The 19915-nt window shown below is 59.9% G+C and carries 13 protein-coding genes and 2 pseudogenes; 8 read left to right on the top strand and 7 right to left on the bottom strand.

From position 1 onward, the window contains the following. The first annotated feature begins 31 nt into the window (after positions 1 to 31). On the top strand, positions 32 to 502 hold the full coding sequence (locus tag AC3WJW_RS14015; RefSeq protein ID WP_493726395.1) for an acyl-CoA thioesterase: 471 nt from the start codon (positions 32 to 34) through the stop codon (positions 500 to 502). Positions 503 to 961: 459 nt separating this feature from the next. Here AC3WJW_RS14015 and AC3WJW_RS14010 read toward each other — a convergent pair whose 3' ends face one another. From AC3WJW_RS14010 to AC3WJW_RS13990, 5 genes are all read right to left on the bottom strand, one after another. After that, positions 962 to 2323, bottom strand: coding sequence for a DUF1329 domain-containing protein (locus AC3WJW_RS14010; RefSeq protein ID WP_493726394.1), 1362 nt, complete (start codon positions 2321 to 2323; stop codon positions 962 to 964). A gap of 9 nt (positions 2324 to 2332) precedes the next feature. Continuing rightward, on the bottom strand, positions 2333 to 4117 hold the full coding sequence (locus AC3WJW_RS14005; protein WP_493726393.1) for a DUF1302 domain-containing protein: 1785 nt from the start codon (positions 4115 to 4117) through the stop codon (positions 2333 to 2335). A gap of 57 nt (positions 4118 to 4174) precedes the next feature. Next, positions 4175 to 4558: a c-type cytochrome gene (locus AC3WJW_RS14000; protein WP_493726392.1), complete on the bottom strand. Its 384-nt coding sequence runs from the start codon at positions 4556 to 4558 to the stop codon at positions 4175 to 4177. Positions 4559 to 4770: 212 nt separating this feature from the next. Further along, positions 4771 to 6222 carry an arylsulfatase gene (locus tag AC3WJW_RS13995; protein WP_493726391.1) on the bottom strand — a complete coding sequence of 484 codons (1452 nt, stop codon included), beginning with the start codon at positions 6220 to 6222 and terminating at the stop codon, positions 4771 to 4773. Positions 6223 to 6331: 109 nt separating this feature from the next. Then, positions 6332 to 7789, bottom strand: a complete 1458-nt coding sequence (locus AC3WJW_RS13990) for a flavin monoamine oxidase family protein (protein WP_493726390.1) — start codon at positions 7787 to 7789, stop codon at positions 6332 to 6334. A 432-nt stretch (positions 7790 to 8221) separates the two neighbouring features. Here AC3WJW_RS13990 and AC3WJW_RS13985 point away from each other — a divergent pair, with 432 nt between their 5' ends. Beyond that, on the top strand, positions 8222 to 9229 hold the full coding sequence (locus AC3WJW_RS13985) for an AraC family transcriptional regulator (RefSeq protein WP_493726389.1): 1008 nt from the start codon (positions 8222 to 8224) through the stop codon (positions 9227 to 9229). 69 nt (positions 9230 to 9298) lie between these two features. Here AC3WJW_RS13985 and AC3WJW_RS13980 read toward each other — a convergent pair whose 3' ends face one another. Continuing rightward, entirely contained in the window at positions 9299 to 10402 is a 1104-nt protein-coding gene (locus tag AC3WJW_RS13980; RefSeq protein ID WP_493726388.1) for a CaiB/BaiF CoA transferase family protein, read from the bottom strand. A gap of 150 nt (positions 10403 to 10552) precedes the next feature. Between AC3WJW_RS13980 and AC3WJW_RS13975 the strand changes: the two genes are divergently transcribed. Further along, positions 10553 to 11416 (top strand): MBL fold metallo-hydrolase, encoded by an 864-nt coding sequence (locus tag AC3WJW_RS13975; protein ID WP_493726387.1) that lies wholly within the window; start codon positions 10553 to 10555, stop codon positions 11414 to 11416. A 464-nt stretch (positions 11417 to 11880) separates the two neighbouring features. On the opposite strand, the gene AC3WJW_RS13970 is transcribed toward AC3WJW_RS13975, so the two are convergent. Continuing rightward, positions 11881 to 12369 (bottom strand): class I SAM-dependent methyltransferase, encoded by a 489-nt coding sequence (locus tag AC3WJW_RS13970; protein WP_493726386.1) that lies wholly within the window; start codon positions 12367 to 12369, stop codon positions 11881 to 11883. Between the two features lie 111 nt (positions 12370 to 12480). On the opposite strand from AC3WJW_RS13970, the pseudogene AC3WJW_RS13965 reads away from it, so the two are divergent. The 5 genes and pseudogenes from AC3WJW_RS13965 to AC3WJW_RS13945 form a co-directional block, all read left to right on the top strand. After that, positions 12481 to 12621, top strand: a pseudogene (locus AC3WJW_RS13965) (FAD-binding oxidoreductase); the annotation flags it as partial. 232 nt (positions 12622 to 12853) lie between these two features. Next, a complete protein-coding gene (locus tag AC3WJW_RS13960) occupies positions 12854 to 13156 on the top strand; it encodes a putative quinol monooxygenase (RefSeq protein WP_095966138.1) in 303 nt (100 codons plus the stop codon). 459 nt (positions 13157 to 13615) lie between these two features. Then, positions 13616 to 13976: pseudogene (locus AC3WJW_RS13955) on the top strand (avidin-fold protein). Between the two features lie 390 nt (positions 13977 to 14366). Beyond that, entirely contained in the window at positions 14367 to 17030 is a 2664-nt protein-coding gene (locus tag AC3WJW_RS13950; protein ID WP_102674092.1) for an excinuclease ABC subunit UvrA, read from the top strand. A gap of 589 nt (positions 17031 to 17619) precedes the next feature. Continuing rightward, positions 17620 to 19860, top strand: coding sequence for a putative bifunctional diguanylate cyclase/phosphodiesterase (locus AC3WJW_RS13945; protein ID WP_493726385.1), 2241 nt, complete (start codon positions 17620 to 17622; stop codon positions 19858 to 19860). The last annotated feature ends 55 nt before the right edge of the window (positions 19861 to 19915 follow it).

Here is a 19915-nt window from a genome sequence, read left to right as displayed (position 1 = left end):
CGCCATTCGATGGTTCGGCAGGAGAAGTGCGATGAATGAGTTGAACGAAGCGAACCGGGTGCGTTACGGCGTCGAACAGGGCTGGTGGTTCGCCAAGGAACTGGAGACGCGCTGGAACGACCTGGATCCCTTCGGCCATGCCAACAATGGCGCATACCTCACATGGTGCGAAGAGGCACGAGTCGGCTATTTGACCGAAATTGGCGTGCCACGCCTCACCGCGGATACACCGGGGCCGGTGATCAAGGAGGTCGGCTTCACCTACGATCGGCCTGTGTACCAGGGTGAAAAAATCCTGGTGTGCGCGCGGATTGCCTGGATCAAAAAAACCAGTTTCCGCATGGAGTATTCGGTGTGGAATGGCTCAATGGTCGGCCATGGTTATTCGGTCTGCGTCTGGCTGGTGAACCGGACGGGCGAGCGCGTCACCGTACCCGATCACCTGCGCAGCAGGATAGTCGAGGTTGATGGCTGTGAGCTGCTGTCGGCGACATCGGCGTAACAGCCATCGCCAATCGCCTTCCCCCCGGACGGACCCGCCGCGTTTTTCATTGAACGACAGGAAGAGCTCAACGATGAAAATTTCATGTTCCTCCCTCTCACCCCTCGTCCTTGAGCTGTTCATGAACAAGCAGGGGCTGAGCGAATTGCTGAGGGGGCAAGGTTGAGTTGGCGGGAGACGAGAAGGGCGCCTCGGCGTTTCTCGCGTTGTTCGATCCGTACAAGGACTAGTCGGCGAATGCTGCTGCGCAAGTGGCAGACAAAATAAAGCAAGATCAAAAGATCGCAGCCTTCGGCAGCTCCTACAGATGTACGCGTTTCCATGTAGGAGCTGCCGAAGGCTGCGATCTTTTGTTTTTTATCGTCAGGCCCACGGAGAAGGACCGGCACGAGTGCATGCCGGTCCACAATCAGCCTGGAGCCCAAGTGAACAGTTGCGGGTTCACCTGCAACCCGTCAATCAACGCAACCCATCAGTACGCAAGGCCGCCGGCGTGTAGTCAAACACCTTCGCCGTCAGCCCATACTGCGTATTGCGCGCCTCTTCGTTGCGCAAGCCCAGGACCAGATAGCGTCCGGAAATCACGTCATACAGCGTTTCAGCGGCAGCGTACGTAGTCTGCTGGTCGTAGCGAAACAGCGGATGACCTTCAGCGACGCGCCACAGTTGGCCACGGCCGTCATAGTGATCGACCTCGACGATTTGCCAGGTGTCCTCGTCGATATACATATGGCGCTTGGAGTAGATATGCCGTGCATCCGACTTGAGCGTGGCCACGACTTCCCAGACGCGGTGCAACTCGTAACGTGTGTGGTCCGGATTGATGTGGCCGGCCTTGACGATGTCATCGTATTTCAGCGCAGGAGACTCCAGCTTGTAGCTGTTGTACGGAATGTAGATTTCCTTTTTGCCCACCAGCTTCCAGTCGTAACGGTCCGGGGCACCGTTGAACATGTCCACGTTATCGGCAGTGCGCAGACCGTCAGAGGCTGAGCCCGGGCCGTCGTAGGCCAGTTGAGGTGCGCGGCGCACACGGCGTTGCCCGGCGCTGTAGACCCAGGCCAATCGAGGTTCTTTCACCTGGTCGAGGGTTTCGTGGACCAACGCCACGGTGCCGGCCAGCCGCGCGGGCGCGGTGACTTGCTGCTTGTAGAAGTACAGGAGGTTGTCGGCGCGGTCGGCCGGCAAATCCTGGACACTTTCCGGGTAAATGACTTCTTCATCGAAACGCACCGCGGTGTAGTCACCGTCTACTTGCGGAGTGGCCTGAATATAGCTGCGGCGTGAGCTCCCCCCCAGATAGCGCGTGATGTGGTTCCACACCACCTCTTCGCCATTCTTCGGAATCGGATAGGCGTAGTAGCCATGGAAATTCGCCACGCCGTCACCGTTGTTGGTCGGCTGGACCTTCAACGCATTCTGCTTGGCCTCATCGGCGATGGCCTGCGGTACCGACGCCGTACGATGCGTCGCGTAGACCGGAATTTTGTAGGTCTGCGGATAGCGCTTGAACAGCGCCATCTGGCCATCGGTCAACTTGGCCTGGTACTGCGTGGCATTGGCAGCCGTGATCACGAACAGCGGTTTTTCCGCCGCGAACGGGTCGGAGACGAAACCGTTGGCCGACACCTGGCCCGCCGTTTTCGGCAAGCCACCGGTCCATGCCGGAATGCTGCGGTCGGCATTGCCCGATTTATCGGCACCGAGCGGGGTGAGTTCGGTGCCAAGCTTGTTGGCCTCGCCAGCGGGTACAGCCGCCATGACATGGCAAGCCAACAGGCTGAGTGCCAGGATGCAACCTTTCTGAATTGTCTTGTTCATTATCAAGCCTTAAAAGTTAACGCCGAAGCTCAGCGCCACGAAATCGCGGTCGACCGAAGTGTTGAAATCGCCACCGAAGTTGTTGGTGTAACTGAGGCTGGCGGTGTAGGTGTTGCGGTAATCGGCATCGAGGCCCAGGCCGACGGACTTTGAACCCTCGGTAAACACCGGGCTGTAACCGGAAACGTCATGGGACCAGAACAGGTTCGGGGTCAGGTTCACGCCGGCAAAAACGTTGGTGTAGGCCAGCTTGGCGTAGGCGCGGTAGCCCCAGGACGAGGTGGTGTAGTAACCGTTGCGCCCGCCCTGGTTGACGTCCCCGTAGACTGAATCCCGACCGTAACGCTGCTTGTTGAGCGACTCGAGGCCGCCGATGTGGGTCACGCCGATTTCGCTGGCGAGACTGAGCGAGTCGGCGCCCAGCATCGGATCGAATATATGGACGAAGGAGGTTTGCGCCTGGGTGACTTCCTTGCGGCGGTAGCCCTGGATCACCTGGCCTTCTTCGCCATCCACGGTCGATTCGGCATTGGCACCGGTCAGCGCGCGGAAGGCCGGGTTCAACAAACCACCGCCAAGGTCGGCACTGTTGATCGTTATCGGGGCATTGGGCCGGTAGCTGATCTCGCCACTCCAGGCCGTGCCATCGGGCAGCGTGGTCGCGAAGCTCAGGCCGTAGAGGTGGATGTCTTCCGGGTAATCCAGGGAGTAGCTGCCATTGCCGGCAGCGGTCGCCAGGCCCAGGGCGAATTGTTCGTCCGGGCCCAGGCCACTGGCAGGCAACACGTTGTTGATGAAGTTGGTCACGCCACTCGCCGGGCGCAGGGCCAGGGTCGGGGTGCGCGAGTGGTAGTTCATGTAGTAGGCGCCGTATTCAGTGCCGTCACCCAGCCAGTGCAACGCCAGGCCGAACTGACCACCGTCGCGGGCCTCGTGGTCTTTGCCGCGCGGGACGAACACACCCTCACGGCCATTGAAGCCAAAGCCCAGCCCTGCCGCGGCGGCGATGGGTTCGAGCGGCTTGACTTCAGCCAGACCGGCGGTGAAGTTGTTGTTGCAGCCCTTGGCGATCGGATCGGCGCCGAAGAAAGTGCCGCAGTTGTCCAGGGCATAGGGTTGCCATTCCAGCTGGTAGAAGGCCTCGAGATTCAAATTGTCGGTCAGACCTTGCGACACGTAGAGCATGTTGACCGGAATCAGACCTTCCTTGATCTCAGCGCCCGGGCGACGCAGGGCCGCGACATCGAGCGGGTTGATCGAGTTGATCGAGTTGCCGATGAACAGGCTTTCACCCCAGCTCACGACTTGTTTGCCCAGGCGAACATCCCCGGAGCGATCGGCAATGGAGTATTTCTGCGCCACGAAGGCGTCGAGTATTTCTGTGCCGGAAGACCGCGCGGACATGTCGCGGCCGTCGTCACTGATTGGCTTGAACGGACGGTTCTCGTCCTTGAGTTCGAAGTCGTACCAGTATTTGCCCCGCACAAAGGCGCGGGTGTCCCCGTAGGTCAACTGAAGGTCATGCACGCCCTTGAAGATCTTCGAGAAGGTCTCGCCTTTCTTGAAATTCTGCCGGCCGTCGTCGCCGCCGGAGGAGAAGCCGCTGCCGCCATTGGTGGTGTCGATCAGTTTCTGGCTCGGCGCCTGGGTGCCCCAACTGGCGCCAATCGACAGTGCCGAGTCGAACTGGCCCTGGATCTCGCCGATGTTGAAATCGACCGCGAGTGCCTGACCCATGCTCGTGGCCGAAACCCCGGCCGCCAACAGGCAGCGATTGAATATTTTGCTGTGCACTGGGTGGTCCTTATTGTTGTTGTCTTGTGTTGTTGAGCAGAGGGCAGTGGCTGCGCGTCAGCTCTTTGTCTGCAGGAAACACAGCACTGCCTGGCGTTCCTCGGCCTTGCGCAGGCCGCCAAAGGCCATGGCGGTTTCGGGGAATTTCTTCGCCGGGGCTGTCAGGAATTGGTCGAGTTGCTCGACGTTCCACGTTGACTTTGCACCGGCCAGGCCTGCCGTATAGGTGAAGCCCGGCACCGAGCCGATCGGGCGACCGACGACCCCGGACAATTTGGGCCCCACCCGACTTTCGTCGAGCGCATGGCAAGCGCTGCACTTGGTCTGGAACACTTGTTGGCCAGCACTGGCGTCGCACTCCGCGGCCTGGCTGATGCCATGTGCCATTGCGAAACCGCTGGAAAGGATGGCCAATGCCAATCCGCGAATGGTTGTCTGCATTGTGTATCCCACTGCTAACCGGGTCTTACCGCCGTTGTGGAGTAAGTGCGGATAAGGTGGCAGTTGAAGGGGGCGGATGAATCGCTGGATGGCGACAGGGTTTCTAGCTTTCGGCGCCAATCATCAAAATCAAAAGATCGCAGCCTTCGGCAGCTCCTACAGGTGTACGCGATCCTCTGTAGGAGCTGCCGAAGGCTGCGATCTTTTGATGTTTATTTCGGTGGGCTGTACGGATCCGGTGTCCCGGCCTCAATCGGTGGATACTGTTTGAGGCTCGCCTTCAAATCCCCGACGATTTTCATCATTGGCCTCACGATCCAGGTGTTCTGCGCAAGGACATCATGCTCCTCGCGCAGGTCGGTCAGCAGGTTGATGCCTTTCGCCACGGGCAACACCTGCGGTGGGTCGTACATGTTCTCCTGCCAGATGAAGTGCAATTTCCAGTTGCGCCATTTGACAGCCGTCAACCGGTCGGCCACATAGGCCGGGAAACCTTCGCGACTGGATTTGTCCTGTTTGCCGGTGAAGAAGTCCAGCTGATCCACCCCGTCAATCGGCCGATCCTGCGGTACTTGTGCGCCCCCCACATGGGCGAGGGTGGTGTACAGGTCGACAATGTGCACGACCTCATTGGTGACGCGGCCACCGCTGATTTTCCCCGGCCAGCGCAGGATGAACGGCGCGCGCAGGCTTGCTTCCATGGCGGTGAAGTAGCTGCCGCGCCAAGGGCCGTTGGCGCCTTGCCAGGGGGAAGTCGCCTCACCACCGTTGTCGCTGGCGAACACCACCAGGGTATTGTCTTCAATGCCCGCCGCCTTGATCGCATCGAGAATCTGCCCGCTGCGATGATCCATCTCGGCCAGTGCATCGGCCCATGAACCATTCCCGGTCTTGCCGGCGAATTCCGGGTTGGGAAGGGTGGGCATGTGCACCAGGGAGAACGGTACATAGGCAAAGAAGGGTTTCCCCGCCTTGGCATTGCGCTGGATGAAGTCCACCGCGCGGGTAGCGACTTGCGCGTCGAGCGTGCGCCGGGTCGCCAGGTCCAGCCTGGCCACCTTGCGGGCCGGCTCGCCCTTGCGTGCTTCATAGATGTATTGCGCAGGTGCCAGTGACTCGTCCCAGCCCTGATTGCGCCCGATGGCCGGCCGTTCATTGTCGGTGTCGTCGGCGGCCGACCACATCGCTTCGTCATAGGTGCGCGGTATCCCGTACCACTCATCAAAACCCTGGTGAGTCGGGAAGCGGTCCTCGTTGCTGCCCAGGTGCCATTTGCCCCAGATTCCGGTGGCGTAGCCGCGATCGGATAACAATTCGGCAAGGGTGACTTCCCATTGCGTCAAACCATCCGGCGCACCGCCGGCGACCACTTTGTAGGTCCCGGAGCGAATGGGAAAGCGCCCGGTCATCAGCGCCGAACGCGAAGGCGTGCACTGCGGTTCGACGTTGAAATTGGTGAAACGCACGCCTTCGGCAGCCAGTTCATCGATACGCGGCGTTGGCGCGCCACGCAGGATGCCGCCGCCGTATACACCGAGTTCGCCGTATCCCAGGTTGTCCATCAGTATGACGACGATGTTGGGACTGCCCGGCTGTGCGAAAGCCGGCGCAGGGACGTTGAGTAACGCTGCGGTGAGCGCAGCAATGGACGCTATGGAGTTCATCGACATTCCTTTCGGGATCGGATTTTCTCGCTGCCGATGCGTTACCCGAATCGCCTTGCCTTACCTGCAAGACGATTCGTCCAACGCTCGGCACTCAGGATGTGATGCGTCAGCCCAGCAACGTCTGTGTGCGCTTGGCGGCCTTGCCACCGGCACTGATCGCACCGTCGATGAAGCCGCGCCAGCCTTCGCCATGGTCGCCCTGACCGAAGATCACCCGACCGCGATCCTGCTGGAAATGGTCGTAGTATTTGCCCAGCCAGTTGGGTTTGTAGCTGCAGTAGGTACCGCGCGAATAAGGGTCGAGCGTCCACTCGTAGCTGTAGCATTCCGTGACTTCGATGCCGGGGAAGAAGCTTTCGAAGACCTGCTGCACGGCGTCGCGGTCCTGGACGTCGAGCTTGTCCGGGTCGCTGCCGAAGCAGGCGAAAATGGTGTGGTCGTCGGCCTTGGCATAGGTGGTCACCAGGCTGAGCGGCTGGTGCGAGTCGGCGATGCCGAGGTATTTGCCTTCCACAGGCAGCTTGCCCTTGGTCCGCACGAACACCTTCATCCCGCTGCCGGTATGGGTTTCCTTGGCGGCTGCTACCAGAGCCGGGTCCAGGGCAGGGGAGAATGCGATGCGCGGCAGCACGTTCATCGGCACCGCGACGATCACCGCGCCGGCCACGAGGGTGTCGCCCTGTTGGGTGGTAATCAGCACCCGATCGCCCTTGTCTTCAACTTTGGCGACCGGCGTCGACAGGCGCACTTCGGGTTGGCCGTCCGCGATCATTGCGTTGATCAGGCTGATGGTGCCGTTCTTGAAGGTGTAGCGACCGAGGGAATCACTGAACTGCGACAGCTCCCAGCCTGGCAGCGACCACCAACGCAGCACGTCGGCATAGGACGCTTTGTCGCTGGTGGTGTGCGAAATGCCTGCGATGTACGCGTCCACCACGGTGCGTTGCAGCGGCGTGAGCGAGAGCTGCGCATAACGGTCGGTCGCGCTCATCGCGTCCACGGCGCTGAGCTGATTCCAGGTGTATTTGGCGTCGTAGGGGCGCTCCCACAGCTTGCGAGCCTCGGCGAAGTAGGCGTAGATCCCTTCGACGGCGCTCATCAAGTCCTTGCCCGCGAGTTCGATGCGTTTGCCCTCGTGGATCACCGACAAGGTGTCCTTGCCCGGTACGTGGTGCTCGGGGGTTTCCTTGAGTTGGAGGCCGTAACGCTCGACCTCACCCCAGACAAAGGGTTGGGTCCAGTGGATCCAGGTGCCGCCCAGCTCGATCTTGTGGCCGGCGAATTCGCTGCTGAACGTACGGCCACCGAGGCGATTGCGCGCCTCCAGCAGCAGCGTCTTGTAGCCGTGCTTGCTGCTGTCGCGGGCAGCGGTCACCCCGGCGAAACCACCGCCAATGACCACCACGTCGTAATCGCAGCCAGCGCTCTTGCAGCCCTGGTTGTTTTCCTGTGCCTGCACGCCATCGATGTGCGCCGCCCCCACAGCCACCACCGCGCCAGCAGCACTGACGACCCCGGCATCGCGCAAAAACCTGCGCCGACTGACGCCACACTGGGTGTTCACTTCACGCTCCGTCATAGTCCTACCTCTATTATTGTTGTCATCGCCCTCGGGCGTTTAGCGCACCACGGTGACAGAGAGGTCTCGCCAAGAATCGCCTAACGGCGCCAGGCAATCTGACATCTGACGCCAGCTTGCAGGCGCTGCCGAAGGCTGCGATGGATAGCCGCCCCGACACTGCAAATATCCCCAATTCCTGTGGGAGCTGGCTTGCCAGCGATGGCGGCCTGACAGTAGCCCCCATATCGCCACAGTGAATCTGGAAGCCAAATCAACAGATGGATCAAAAGATCGCAGCCTTCGGCAGCTCCTACAGGTGTGCGCGTTGATCAGGGGCACGCGTTCCCATGCCCCCCTTTTTTTAGGGGTAGAGAGGTGGCGATGTTTGGAGTGTAATGGCTCGTGTTTCAAGGCGATCCGAGCAAGAGGCCCATCATGTCTCATGGCAACTACACGGTGTTCAGCGAGACGCTGCTGCAACGACATAGCGAGATCTTCAGGCCCTACCTGGAGTCCGTTGGCTTGAGTCCGGATGTCGTCGATCGCGCAGACAGCGAGCTGCCACTGAGCAGTTACGTTCAGCTTCTGGAGACGACGGCCGAACATGTCGACCCCTGCCTGGGGTTGCGCATGGGGCTGGGACAGCTGAGTCCGCCGACTTCGGGAAGCTATCTGGGCGCCTTCGGGCACGCTGCACGCAGTGCCAGGGATGTCCGCGCCATGCTCAATTTCATCAGCCGCTACCTGGTGGTACATGCCCACGCCAATGAGGTGACCTGGTACTTGCGCGGTGGACGGGTGGAAGTCCACTACCAACTGACCGACCCGAGTATTACGCGGCGCCGACAGGATGCCGAGTTTGCGATGGCCGGGCTGTACGCCACGCTGTGCAAAGTCACGAATAACAAGTTCGCCCCGCTGCGGGTCGATTTCGCCCATCCACAGCCCGCCGACATCAGCCTCCACCAGCAGGCGTTCCAATGTCCATTGCGGTTCGGCCAATCCATCAATGTGATGATCTGGCCCGGCGCAATGCTCGAAGAGCCTTTGGTCACGGCCGATGAACGCCTCTTCCAGGCATTGCAGCCGTTTCTGGAAGAACAGCGCAAGAAGCGCCTGGCGGACACCGAACTGACGGCACGCATCAGTCAGACCATTGCCGGCAATCTGCGAGCAGGCCACGTCGGCCTCGACGCGATCGCCAAGCAACTGGGCTTCAGTGCGAGGACGTTGCAACGCCGTCTGCAGGAACAGGACCTGGAGTTCAACACGCTGGTCGAGGAAATCCGCATTGCCAAGGCGCTGGAGTACATGGAGAACTCGTCTCGCAGCATCAACGATATCGCCTCGGGGCTGGGCTACACCGAGGCCAGTTCGTTTACCCGGGCTTTCCGTCGCTGGACCGGGCTCAGCCCGCGCGAGTTTCGTCAGCATATTCGCTAAAACAACGAACCGCCCATAAACGACAATGCCCGTATCCTGCGATACGGGCATTGTCGTTGTGGCGTTGCCTCAGAGCCAGTCGCGCAGCACTTGCTCAGTGTGCTCGCCACGCACAGGCAGCGGGCCCGGCCTGCCAGCCGGCGTACCGCTGAAGCGGGGTGCCGGGTTGGCCTGGAGCATCCCGCTTTCGCGGTCGAATACCTTGCGAGCCTGAAGGTGAGGGTGGTCCGCTGCCTCATCCAGGTTCAGTACCGGGGCGAAGCAGGCGTCAGTCCCCTCGAGGATTTCACACCATTGCTCGCGGGTACGCCGGGCGAAAATCGAAGCGAATTTCTCCCGCAGCTGCGGCCAGGTTTTCGGGTTGTAGCCGTTGGCGGTTTCCGGGTCGTCGCCCAGGCCAAGCTTCTCCCGCAGCAGAGCATAGAAACGCGGTTCCAAAGACCCCACGGACACATACTTACCGTCGGCGCAAAGGTAAGTGTTGTACCAGTGCGGGCCATCGAGCCCGCTTTGCCCGCGCTCGTTGGGCAATTGACCACCGGCCTTGGCGCTCAGCAGCAAATTCTGCATGTGGGCGCAGCCATCGACGATCGCGGCATCGATGACCTGGCCCTTGCCGGTAGTGCGAGCGTTCATGACGCCGGCGAGCAAACCGATGGCCAGGTAGAGCGCACCACCGCCAACGTCACCCACCAGACTTGGCGGTGCAATCGGTGCCTGCCCGGGCTGGCCGGCATACCACAGCGCACCGGCCAGCGCGATGTAGTTCATGTCATGCCCGGCGGCATGGGCCAGCGGACCATCCTGACCCCAACCGGTCATGCGGCCGTAGACCAGACGCGGATTGCGCGCCAGGCAAACATCCGGTCCGAGGCCCAGGCGTTCCATCACGCCGGGACGCATGCCTTCGATCAGGGCGTCACAGCTTTCTACCAGGCTCAGTACGGTCTGGATGCCTTCCGGGCTTTTGAGATCAACCCCGACGGAGCGTTTGCCGCGCTTATAGATAGCACCTGCGCCCATGTCGATTTCGTCAGCAGTCTGTGCGCCACGCTCCACCAGCACCACATCAGCGCCAAGATCGGCAAGCAGCATTCCACAAAAGGGTCCAGGCCCAAGCCCCGCGATTTCAAGAACCTTAAGGCCCGACAGCGGCCCTTGTTTCGTCTGCATAGCGCTCTCCATTGAAAGTTCAGTACGGATCGATGATAGCGTTCGGACAAAACGCCCAACCCCACTCATTGGGGGTGGGTGGCAGTTCACGGCACTGGTTCAAGCTGCAGGCGATAACACGTCCATGGCCAGTCTGAAGAGGTAAGCATTGTGAACCGCAGCATTTCCACCTTGGTCGGTAGAAACACCAAACTTGACGGTGGCATTGTCTTTGGCAATACGCCGCGTCTGCGCTGGGCAAACTGGATCAAGCCCGATCAGGACAACCTGGTGGACCTCGCCACGCGCGGCCTGCTGGTGCAGCAGGCGGGCAAAAATATCCTGATAGTCGCCGGCGCCGAGGCGCTTCTGGCTCCACCCCCACGAACCTGCCGTTGTCAGCCGCGTGCTCCGGGGTTGCTGGACACCCTGGCCAAACTCGGGCTTGGCGAAGGTGATATCGATGCGGTCGTGCTGCCTCATCTGCATGCGCAGCTATCAACTGAACTGGCAGGCCTGGTCAGGGAAGGGGAGATGCCGCGCCTGCTGTTTCCACATGCGCACTACATCGTCGGTGAACGCCATTGGCAGCGCGCCCGGCACCCGCATCCGCGTGACAGAGGCCAGTTCGTCTCGCCGATCATTCACCGCCTCGAGGACAGTGGCCGCCTGGTGCTGGTCAATGGCGGCCGCTGTGACCAGCTCGGCGATGGCTGGCAGTTGCATGTCTGTGATGGCTATACACCGGGACATCTGGTGCCTGAAATCGCCATGCCGGGCGGCCCGGTGGTGTATGCCGGCGACCTGATCCCGGGCATCCATTGGCTTGACCTGGATATCACCAGCGCCTACGACCGCAACCCAGAGTGCGTAGTCGGCGAGAAGGAGCGCCTGCTCGACCACCTGGTGGCCAGCGGCGGCCGGTTGTTTTTTTCCCGGGACCCTGAGGTCGCCATGATCAAGGTCACGCGCGATCGGCAGGCACGTTACACGCCCTTTGACCAGCGCGCTTCGTTCAGCCGATTCGAGGCCTGAGCGAGGCTGCAAAAAAAACGCCGCTTATCTCACGATGGCGGCGTTTTTTCTTATTGCAGTGCAGTGTCAGGCCTGAACGACCAAGCGGCCAGCCAGCCCTGTCTGGCAAATAAAAAGTAGGGGCAGACCATTTAGCCGAGGAGGGTGACCGCCCGCACCGCCAAAATGGAACCTGCACCTACGAAAACTGTAAGTCGCTGACAATCAACAGGCTGGTACCGAGCTTGATATATCGACGCTTTTGTTTCGACTTGATGTAAGCACCAAGCCGGACAGTTCCCAATTGTTGGCCATCACAGCGATGGAAACACCACCTTTTAGGGGGGGGTAGCGCTTGAAGAACACCACTCAGCTAGCAGTAGGGTGCTCGTTTCTGCGTTGGTAAAGTATATAACTCAACTAAATGGTTGTTTAGTTTAGTTATAGGAATTACTTATATAAACGAGCAGGGCAAAGGGACGTTTCTAACCGAAAACAGCCAACCAGATCGTATGCCCACCACAAGCCGGATCTTCCGTTGTTTGCTCAACGACGCTAAAACCATGGGCATTGAGCAGCGCGAAATATTCATCGTGGTCCAGGCTGGCATGATAAAGCGTTTCACCTTCGAAGCTGCCCAACGCAATGCCATGGGCCGTTCCGCTGGTAAACATCAGAGCGGCACCAGGTTGGGCATGGGCCTGGAAAATCGGGAACATTCGACGCTGATCCTCAGGCGTCAGGTGAAAGAAACTGTCCCACGCCAGAATGCCAACGAAACGCTGTTCAAGCGCCAATTGGCGCATGTCGGCCACATGCCAATCGTGCTGCGCAAAACGTTGCCGACACAAGGCGATCATCGCCATGGACGAATCAATGCCAGTCACAGCGTGTCCCGCGCCGATCAAGTAACCAGCCATGGGTTCGGCACAGCCACAGCCGATGTCGAGAACATGACCAGCCGCAACCGGCATGGCCTGGCGAAAACGATCCAGCCAGGATTGTTCCACCAGACGCCGCGAGCGAACACGATCCGCCGTCGTACCATGGGCAGCTCGACAGAATGGAGGTTGATATGGGACGCCTTGGTTGAGGCTGAAGGTATCGCGTCGGGAGAGACTGGAAGTTCATTCGCATGGATCAACACCCAATACGGAGAACCTGACCCCAATGCAGAACTGCACGGAGCTGCAATCAAGGATGCGCCTCGTGCAGAGATGGTGCTGCACTTAACGAATAGTCGAGATCGGTCTTCGGGAAGCTGAACGGTTGTCACGGTAGCCTTTACAAATATTGTCACTGACCGCTTTTCGCCTTTTTCTCACGACTGCGAAAATGACTCGACGCTACCCCTCATCCCGCCACGCTGGAGCTGGCCGGCAAATCGGTGAATATCGCGTTGGGCTTACTGGAAAGAATGGCGCATGATGGCGTAGGCGTAACAACAGGAGGCACGTAATGGTCAAGGTAGCGTTGTTCGTTCGTCTGGAAGCCAAATCCGGGAAAGAGAAAGAGGTAGAGAGCTTTCTCTTGGGTGGCCTTCCAATAGTGGAGGATGAGCCGGCCACTACGGCTTGGTTCGCCATCCGCTTGGGGCCGTCCACCTTTGGCATCTTTGACGCTTTCCCGGATGAAGCAGGCCGGCAGGCTCATCTTTCGGGCAAGGTCGCAGCGGCGCTTATGGCCAAGGCTGCCGAGCTGTTTGCCACACCGCCATCAATTGAGAAGGTTGACGTCCTTGCGGCCAAGCTACCCGGCTAAGCAAGTCCAACAAGGCGCTCCAACCAATTTCCCTGCCGCCACTTTGCAGCATCAGGGGCGCGGCTGAGTTTGGACGTTTAGCGATGCCAACTGGGATAAAGCCGTGGAGGGGGCTGGCGATCCTGCTGACGCCTGTATCCACACCAGTGTGCAAGCCGAATTGCCCGATGCCCTTTGGTTGGATATGGAGCCGAACGCTGCACCGAAACCCATCAAAGCGCTGACCCCGATATCGCCGGGCGATCACAGCCAGATGTTCAGCAGTTGGCTGTGGCAGGGCACCGGCAGCCTAAATGTTAAACAGTTGCGTTTTATATATATGAAGTGAGCCGTCACATTTTTTTGTACACAGTCTTGAACGACTGCTTTTGGCTAGCGGCCGTTCAGATGGAAGCCCCAACCATCTACGTATAGGCTGTGCGCTTCTGAAATGGATTTCCAGGTGAGGGCAAGTGGCTTATGGAAAGTTCCGAAATTCACGAACGGTTGAACAACCGTCGATTCATCGTCGCCAACAACACCCAAGGGCTATCGGGTAACGGAACGGTATTTCATCATCTCGTCGACGGCGGGGCCATCACCGGCACTTACCACGGCGGCCGGATCCGCATGGGCAGTCAAGTGGGGCGGGTGACGGGCAGCAACACTATCGAGCTTCTTTATCACTGCCTTACCACTGAGGACGAGATCCTTGCTGGCTGGTCGCGCGGCGAGATTGGCCAAGACCATCATGGGCGCACGACGCTTCACTTTGTTTGGGGATGGCTATCCGGTGCGACGGGGGGGGGGCGAGTCTAGTTACGTCGAGCTTGTCGACTAGCTAGCCTATTGCAGAAGCAGCGATTCGCGAACGTCCGCGAAGAGTTGAAAGCAGATATGTCGTCAATTGAGGCAGGTCCATACAAGCTCGAAAGGCCGCAACTGCGGCCGCAAACTCCATTAAACGCTTTACTGGAACCGTTCCGGCTCTATCGGGCTCCGAGCCTGACTTCGGCTTTCAACATCTTCCAGCAACGAATCCACCAGCGCCTGGCAGATCTGCAGCAAATGTTCGGTCGCTGGATTGACAGCGACAGGCGAAAGGTTCCCGGGGCAGAGCAGGGGATTCAACGCGGGCGGCGAACTTTAAACACTGAACTCCGGCAACATGAGCGTTCGACCCACCCGGATCATCAGCACGTTGCCATCACGCACAGCAGGACGGGAACCCATGCCAAACCCTTCATTCGGTGAATCCTCCTGCACCACTGCGGCCAGCGGCCTGGTGGAAGTGCGCGGCGCGCGGGAAAACAATCTCAAAGACGTCGATGTCGCCATTCCACGCAATGCGCTCGTGGTGTTTTCCGGTGTGTCGGGTTCCGGCAAGTCCTCGCTTGCCTTCGGCACGATCTATGCCGAGGCGCAGCGGCGCTACTTCGAGTCGGTTGCCCCCTATGCGCGGCGATTGATCGACCAGGCGGGCGTTCCGGATGTCGATGCGATCGACGGCCTGCCGCCAGCGGTCGCATTGCAGCAACAGCGCGGGGCGAGCAATGCGCGCTCTTCCGTAGGCAGTGTGACCACGCTGTCCAGTTTCATACGCATGATGTACTCGCGTGCCGGCGCGTATCCCGCCCATCAACCGATGTTGTATGCGGAGGACTTTTCGCCAAACACGCCGCAAGGGGCCTGTCCGGCGTGTCATGGCCTGGGCCACGTGTACGAGGTGACGGAGGCGAGCATGGTACCCGATCCGTCGCTGAGCATACGTGATCGGGCCATCGCCGCCTGGCCACCGGCCTGGCATGGTCAGAACCTGCGCGACATCCTGGTCACCATGGGCTACGACGTCGACCGCCCCTGGAAGGATCTGTCCAGAAAAGACCGTGACTGGATCCTGTTCACCGAGGAGACGCCCACGGTACCGGTCTATGCGGGCTTCACACCTGGCCAAACCCGTGACGCACTCAAGCGCAAGCTTGATCCCAGCTACATGGGGACCTTCACCGGCGCGCGACGCTATGTGCTGCACACCTTTGCCAATACCCAGAGCGCATTGATGAGAAAGCGCGTGTCGCGCTACATGGAAGGCAAGCCATGTCCGACCTGCCACGGCAAGCGGCTCAAGGCCGAGGCGCTGTCGGTCACCTTTGCCGGGTTGGACATTGGCGAGTTCATGCAAATGCCGCTGGACCACCTGGCTGCACTGCTTGAGCCCATAGCCCAGGGCGATTTTCGCGCGCACGCCGCCGGGGAGGGCTCCGACCTGTCCGCGACCCGTCGTGATCGATCCGAACGTGCCGCGCACGGTCGTGCGGTGCATGCCGCATCGCCTGACGTGCGCCGGACCTCGGCGCTCTCGGAGGAGAAGCGCCTTGCCGCACAGCGCCTGGTCGGGGGTGTGATGGCGCGACTGCGCCAGCTGCGCGGATTGGGCCTGGGTTACCTCACCCTGGATCGGGCCACCCCGACGCTATCGGCTGGCGAGCTGCAACGCTTGCGCTTGGCCACGCAACTGAGCTCCATGCTGTTTGGCGTGGTGTATGTGCTCGACGAACCCTCAGCAGGCCTGCACCCCTCAGACAGCCAGTCGCTGTACGACGCGCTGGACAAGCTGCGCGATGCCGGCAATTCGGTGTTCGTGGTGGAACACGACCTCGACTTGATGCGCCGCGCGCAATGGCTGGTGGATGTGGGGCCGGATGCGGGAGAGCGGGGCGGCCATGTGCTTTACAGCGGTGTGCCGCAAGGGCTGCGTAAGATTGCCGAGTCGCGCACCGCACGTTATCTGTTCGATGAAATCCCTGCGCCGGCTAGCCGTGGGCGCGAACCCGCCGGCTGGCTGGAGTTGCGAGGTATTCGGCGGCACAACCTGCACGGCGTGGATGCCAACATCCCGCTCGGCGTGCTGACGGCGGTGACCGGCATCTCGGGTTCGGGAAAGTCCAGCCTGGCCGCTCAGGCCTTGCCGGAACTGTTGCTGTTGCACCTGGGGCACGAGCCCGAGGACGATGCGGCTGAAAACGCCAGCAGCGAAGGGCCGGCGATGATCGAAGTCACCGGTGGCCACCTCGCAGGCGATGTGGAGGTGGTCCAGCGCCTGGTCCAGGTCGACCAGAAGCCGATTGGCCGTACGCCACGTTCCAACCTGGCCACCTACACCGGTCTGTTCGATCACGTGCGAAAACTGTTTGCCGCTACGCCGGACGCGCGCCGTCGTCGCTTCGACGCCGGGCGATTTTCCTTCAACGTGTCGAAGGGGCGCTGCGAGACGTGCGAAGGTGAGGGTTTCGTCAGCGTTGAGCTGCTGTTCATGCCCAGCGTCTACGCACCCTGTCCCACGTGCCATGGTGCGCGCTATAACGAGGCCACGCTCGCCGTGCGCTGGAATGGAAGCAACATCGCCGATGTGCTGAACATGACGGTGGAAGAAGCCCAGGACTTCTTTGCGAGCCAGGACGCCATCGCGCGGCCGTTGCAGCTACTGCGGGACATCGGGCTGGGTTATCTGCGCCTTGGGCAGCCCGCCACGGAGTTGTCGGGGGGCGAAGCGCAACGCATCAAGCTCGCCACGGAGCTTCAGCGAAGCCAGCGAGGTCGCAGCCTGTATGTGCTCGACGAGCCGACTACCGGCCTGCACGCGTCGGATGTCGACCGCTTGCTGGTACAACTGCAGCGCCTGATCGATGCTGGCAATACCGTGGTGATGATCGAGCACGACATGCGCGCGGTGGCCCAGGCCGACTGGGTGATCGACGTCGGGCCTGGCGCGGGAGAGGCGGGCGGCCGGATAGTAGCGGTCGGCACGCCCCGGCAGGTAGCGGTCGCGCCAACAAGCCAGACAGCTCCTTTCATGGCTGAGGCGCTCAGGCGCGCGCCACAGTCAGTCGACTGATCGCACAAGGGCGACCTTGTTCTGGTCACGATCGCAAGGTTGGTACGCGTGCTCCGCCTGAGTCGAAAATGGCACTTCACAGCCGGCCGCTACCGACCGATTTTGTTGAAAAAGTCGGTTAAAGATTTCAATCTCACATCTGCTGACGTGCCGATAAATTTCAAATTTCATGTAGACGCACGCACTTCAATTTTGGCGAAGCGTTTTTACACACTCTGGGCCGATTGCTGCCGATCAATCCGAGCCGGAGTTGACCTGAAACAAGCGCTCTGCGAGCGCTACAAAACTTTAAGTGATTCAGTATTGAAGAATCTGACCGAGGACGGCATTAGGGGGACTGTGGCGACGTACGCTGGAAAAGACATAATCGATTTGACCAGAGGGTGCTCCTAGGTCGAGCGAGTCGAGAAATCGAAGTCAGCTAAACGGCGGCAATCTGATACGGTTTTTTATGTTGGATCTGAACCTTTTTTTTGTTGGTCGGTGCTCTATAGAGTGCGCGTCCGACGCACTAGTGGACAGTGATCGGCCGCCCACTATTTCGGGCTCTCTGATGACCGGATGACCTCGAGAGTCTTCAGGAACCACCATGAATACTCGTCCTGGCTTCCACAGCAAGGCATTGCCCGAGTCGCAACGTGACATCCTCGGCATGATCGCGACCGACCATCATCTGGGCGAAATACTCTGCGCCATCTGCGAGATGCTCGACGCACAGTCCCCCGAAACCTTCTGCTCGATTCTGCTTACCGATGCCGAGGGTAAACGCTTGCTGAGCGGCGCGGCGCCCGGCCTGCCGATCGAATACAGCAAGGCGGTTCATGGTATGACCATTGGACCAGAGGAAGGAACCTGTGGCACCGCAGCGTTCCGGCGCGAACTGGTGGTCACCGAAGACATCGCCCGGGACCCCAACTGGGAGCGTTTTCGCGACCTGGCGCTGGGGCATAACCTGCGTTCCTGCTGGTCGGTGCCTTTGCTCTCCCATCAAGGAAACGTGTTGGGTACATTTGCCCTATACCAGAACCGCGTCCATGCACCGGACGAGGCGCAGATTCAACGACTGGCCTGCGCAGCCCAACTGGCAGTCATCGCGATCCGCCATGAGCGTGACGGCCAACGACTGGAGGAAAGCGAGCAACGTTTTCGGTCGTTGTTCACCTACAACCCCAACCCGGTGTTCGCCCTTGATCTGGCTGGCAACATCCAGAGTGTGAACCCAGCAGGCCTGAAGCTGAAACCGCACACCGCAACCGATTTCATTGGTCATCACTTTTCCCATCTGGTGCTTGAAGAAGACCTGCAACGGGTCAGTCAGCATTTTTCCGCAGCCCGCGCCGGAGAGCCTCAGCGCTTCGAGGCGCGGGTTCGCGACGAGAGTGAAAAGCTGTTGACCATGGACATCTCTAACCTGCCGATCATGGTCAACGGAGAGATCGTCGGGGTATTTGGCATTGCCCGGGACATCAGCGAGCAAAAGCATTTCGAGCGCCAATTGAGCTTCAACGCCAGCCATGACCGTCTGACCGGTTTGCTCAACCGTGTCTCGCTTGAAGACCGGCTTGTTCTGGATTGTCACATCAGTCGTCGGCGTAAGCGTCGTCTGGCGGTGATGTGCATAGATCTGGATGGATTCAAATCCATCAACGATTCGACCGGGCACTACTTCGGCGATCAGGTGCTGATCGAGGTGGCGCAGCGTATGACCCAGCAGGTTCGTCCCGGGGATACCATCGTGCGCATGGGCGGTGACGAATTTATCGTGCTGTTGCCTGACCTGCTTCGTGATGAGGACGTTGTACCGGTGGCCGAGCGCTTGATGGCCAGCATTGCCAGACCCTACTGTGTCCAGGGCATTGACTTGCACGTGAGTGCCAGTATCGGCATCACCCTGAGCGATGGTCACATCGAGCAGCCGATGCAGCTGATCCAGCAGGCTGACATGGCCATGTACAAAGCCAAGCAGCAAGGGCGCAACAACTTTCAGTGGTACACCAGCGATCTTAATCAGCGCGTTTGTGAGCACGCGAGCCTGCGCAATGACCTGCAAAAGGCTATCGAAACTCAATCGTTACAGCTGCATTATCAACCGCAGATAGACGCGCGCACGGGGCGGGTGGTCGGGATCGAAGCGTTGCTGCGCTGGGAGCATCCGGAAAAAGGATTCATCTCTCCGGCGGTGTTTGTGCCAGTGGCAGAGGACAGTGGTCAGATCATCCCGCTAAGCCTTTGGGTTCTTGATACGGCTTGCGCGCAGTTGCGCCAGCTAGGCGAGCAGGGCATCACCGGCATCTCAATGGCCGTGAATATTTCGCCGATGCATTTTCAGCGTGGCCATTTCGTCCAGTGTATTCAGGCTACCCTGGACAAACATGGTCTGCTGGGTGAGCAGCTGGAGCTGGAGATTACCGAGTCGCTTCTGCTGTATAACGCTGAACAGGCGATCGACACGTTGCACCGGCTCAAGGCGTTGGGGGTGCGCATTGCTCTCGATGATTTCGGCACCGGTTTTTCCAGCCTCAGCTATCTCAAGCGTTTGCCCATCGACAAGATCAAGATTGACCGCTCGTTCATCCAGGAAAGCGCCACCGACCATCACGATGCAGCGATCACCCAAGGCATCATTTCCATGGCCCATCACCTCAGCCTGACGGTGGTCGCCGAAGGCGTGGAAACGGCTGCCCAGGTGGATTTTCTGGAGGTCAGTCGCTGCGATATTTTTCAGGGGTATTACTTTGCCAAACCGATGCCCTTTGCAGAAATCGAAGCGTTCCTGAGCCATCCCGTTTCCCTCTCCCTGACCGGCAATTGTGTCGGGTCCCAGACCTGAAATTCAGACGCTAAGGCAAATTTTCAGACCCCAGCGCAGAACTCCCTCTCCCCAG

The organism is Pseudomonas sp. GW821-FHT07G06, assembly GCF_058986625.1.
This window is presented reverse-complemented; position numbering and strand designations above follow the sequence as displayed.

What these genes read in the sequence shown, in the direction of transcription:
- AC3WJW_RS13970 (WP_493726386.1), bottom strand. Translation starts at nt 12,369, where the DNA reads ATGCCGGTTGCGGCTGGTCATGTTCTCGACATCGGCTGTGGCTGTGCC.
- AC3WJW_RS13950 (WP_102674092.1), top strand. Translation starts at nt 14,367, where the DNA reads ATGCCAAACCCTTCATTCGGTGAATCCTCCTGCACCACTGCGGCCAGC.
- AC3WJW_RS13945 (WP_493726385.1), top strand. Translation starts at nt 17,620, where the DNA reads ATGAATACTCGTCCTGGCTTCCACAGCAAGGCATTGCCCGAGTCGCAA.
- AC3WJW_RS13995 (WP_493726391.1), bottom strand. Translation starts at nt 6,222, where the DNA reads ATGAACTCCATAGCGTCCATTGCTGCGCTCACCGCAGCGTTACTCAAC.
- AC3WJW_RS14000 (WP_493726392.1), bottom strand. Translation starts at nt 4,558, where the DNA reads ATGCAGACAACCATTCGCGGATTGGCATTGGCCATCCTTTCCAGCGGT.
- AC3WJW_RS13980 (WP_493726388.1), bottom strand. Translation starts at nt 10,402, where the DNA reads ATGCAGACGAAACAAGGGCCGCTGTCGGGCCTTAAGGTTCTTGAAATC.
- AC3WJW_RS14015 (WP_493726395.1), top strand. Translation starts at nt 32, where the DNA reads ATGAATGAGTTGAACGAAGCGAACCGGGTGCGTTACGGCGTCGAACAG.
- AC3WJW_RS13960 (WP_095966138.1), top strand. Translation starts at nt 12,854, where the DNA reads ATGGTCAAGGTAGCGTTGTTCGTTCGTCTGGAAGCCAAATCCGGGAAA.
- AC3WJW_RS13985 (WP_493726389.1), top strand. Translation starts at nt 8,222, where the DNA reads ATGTCTCATGGCAACTACACGGTGTTCAGCGAGACGCTGCTGCAACGA.
- AC3WJW_RS14010 (WP_493726394.1), bottom strand. Translation starts at nt 2,323, where the DNA reads ATGAACAAGACAATTCAGAAAGGTTGCATCCTGGCACTCAGCCTGTTG.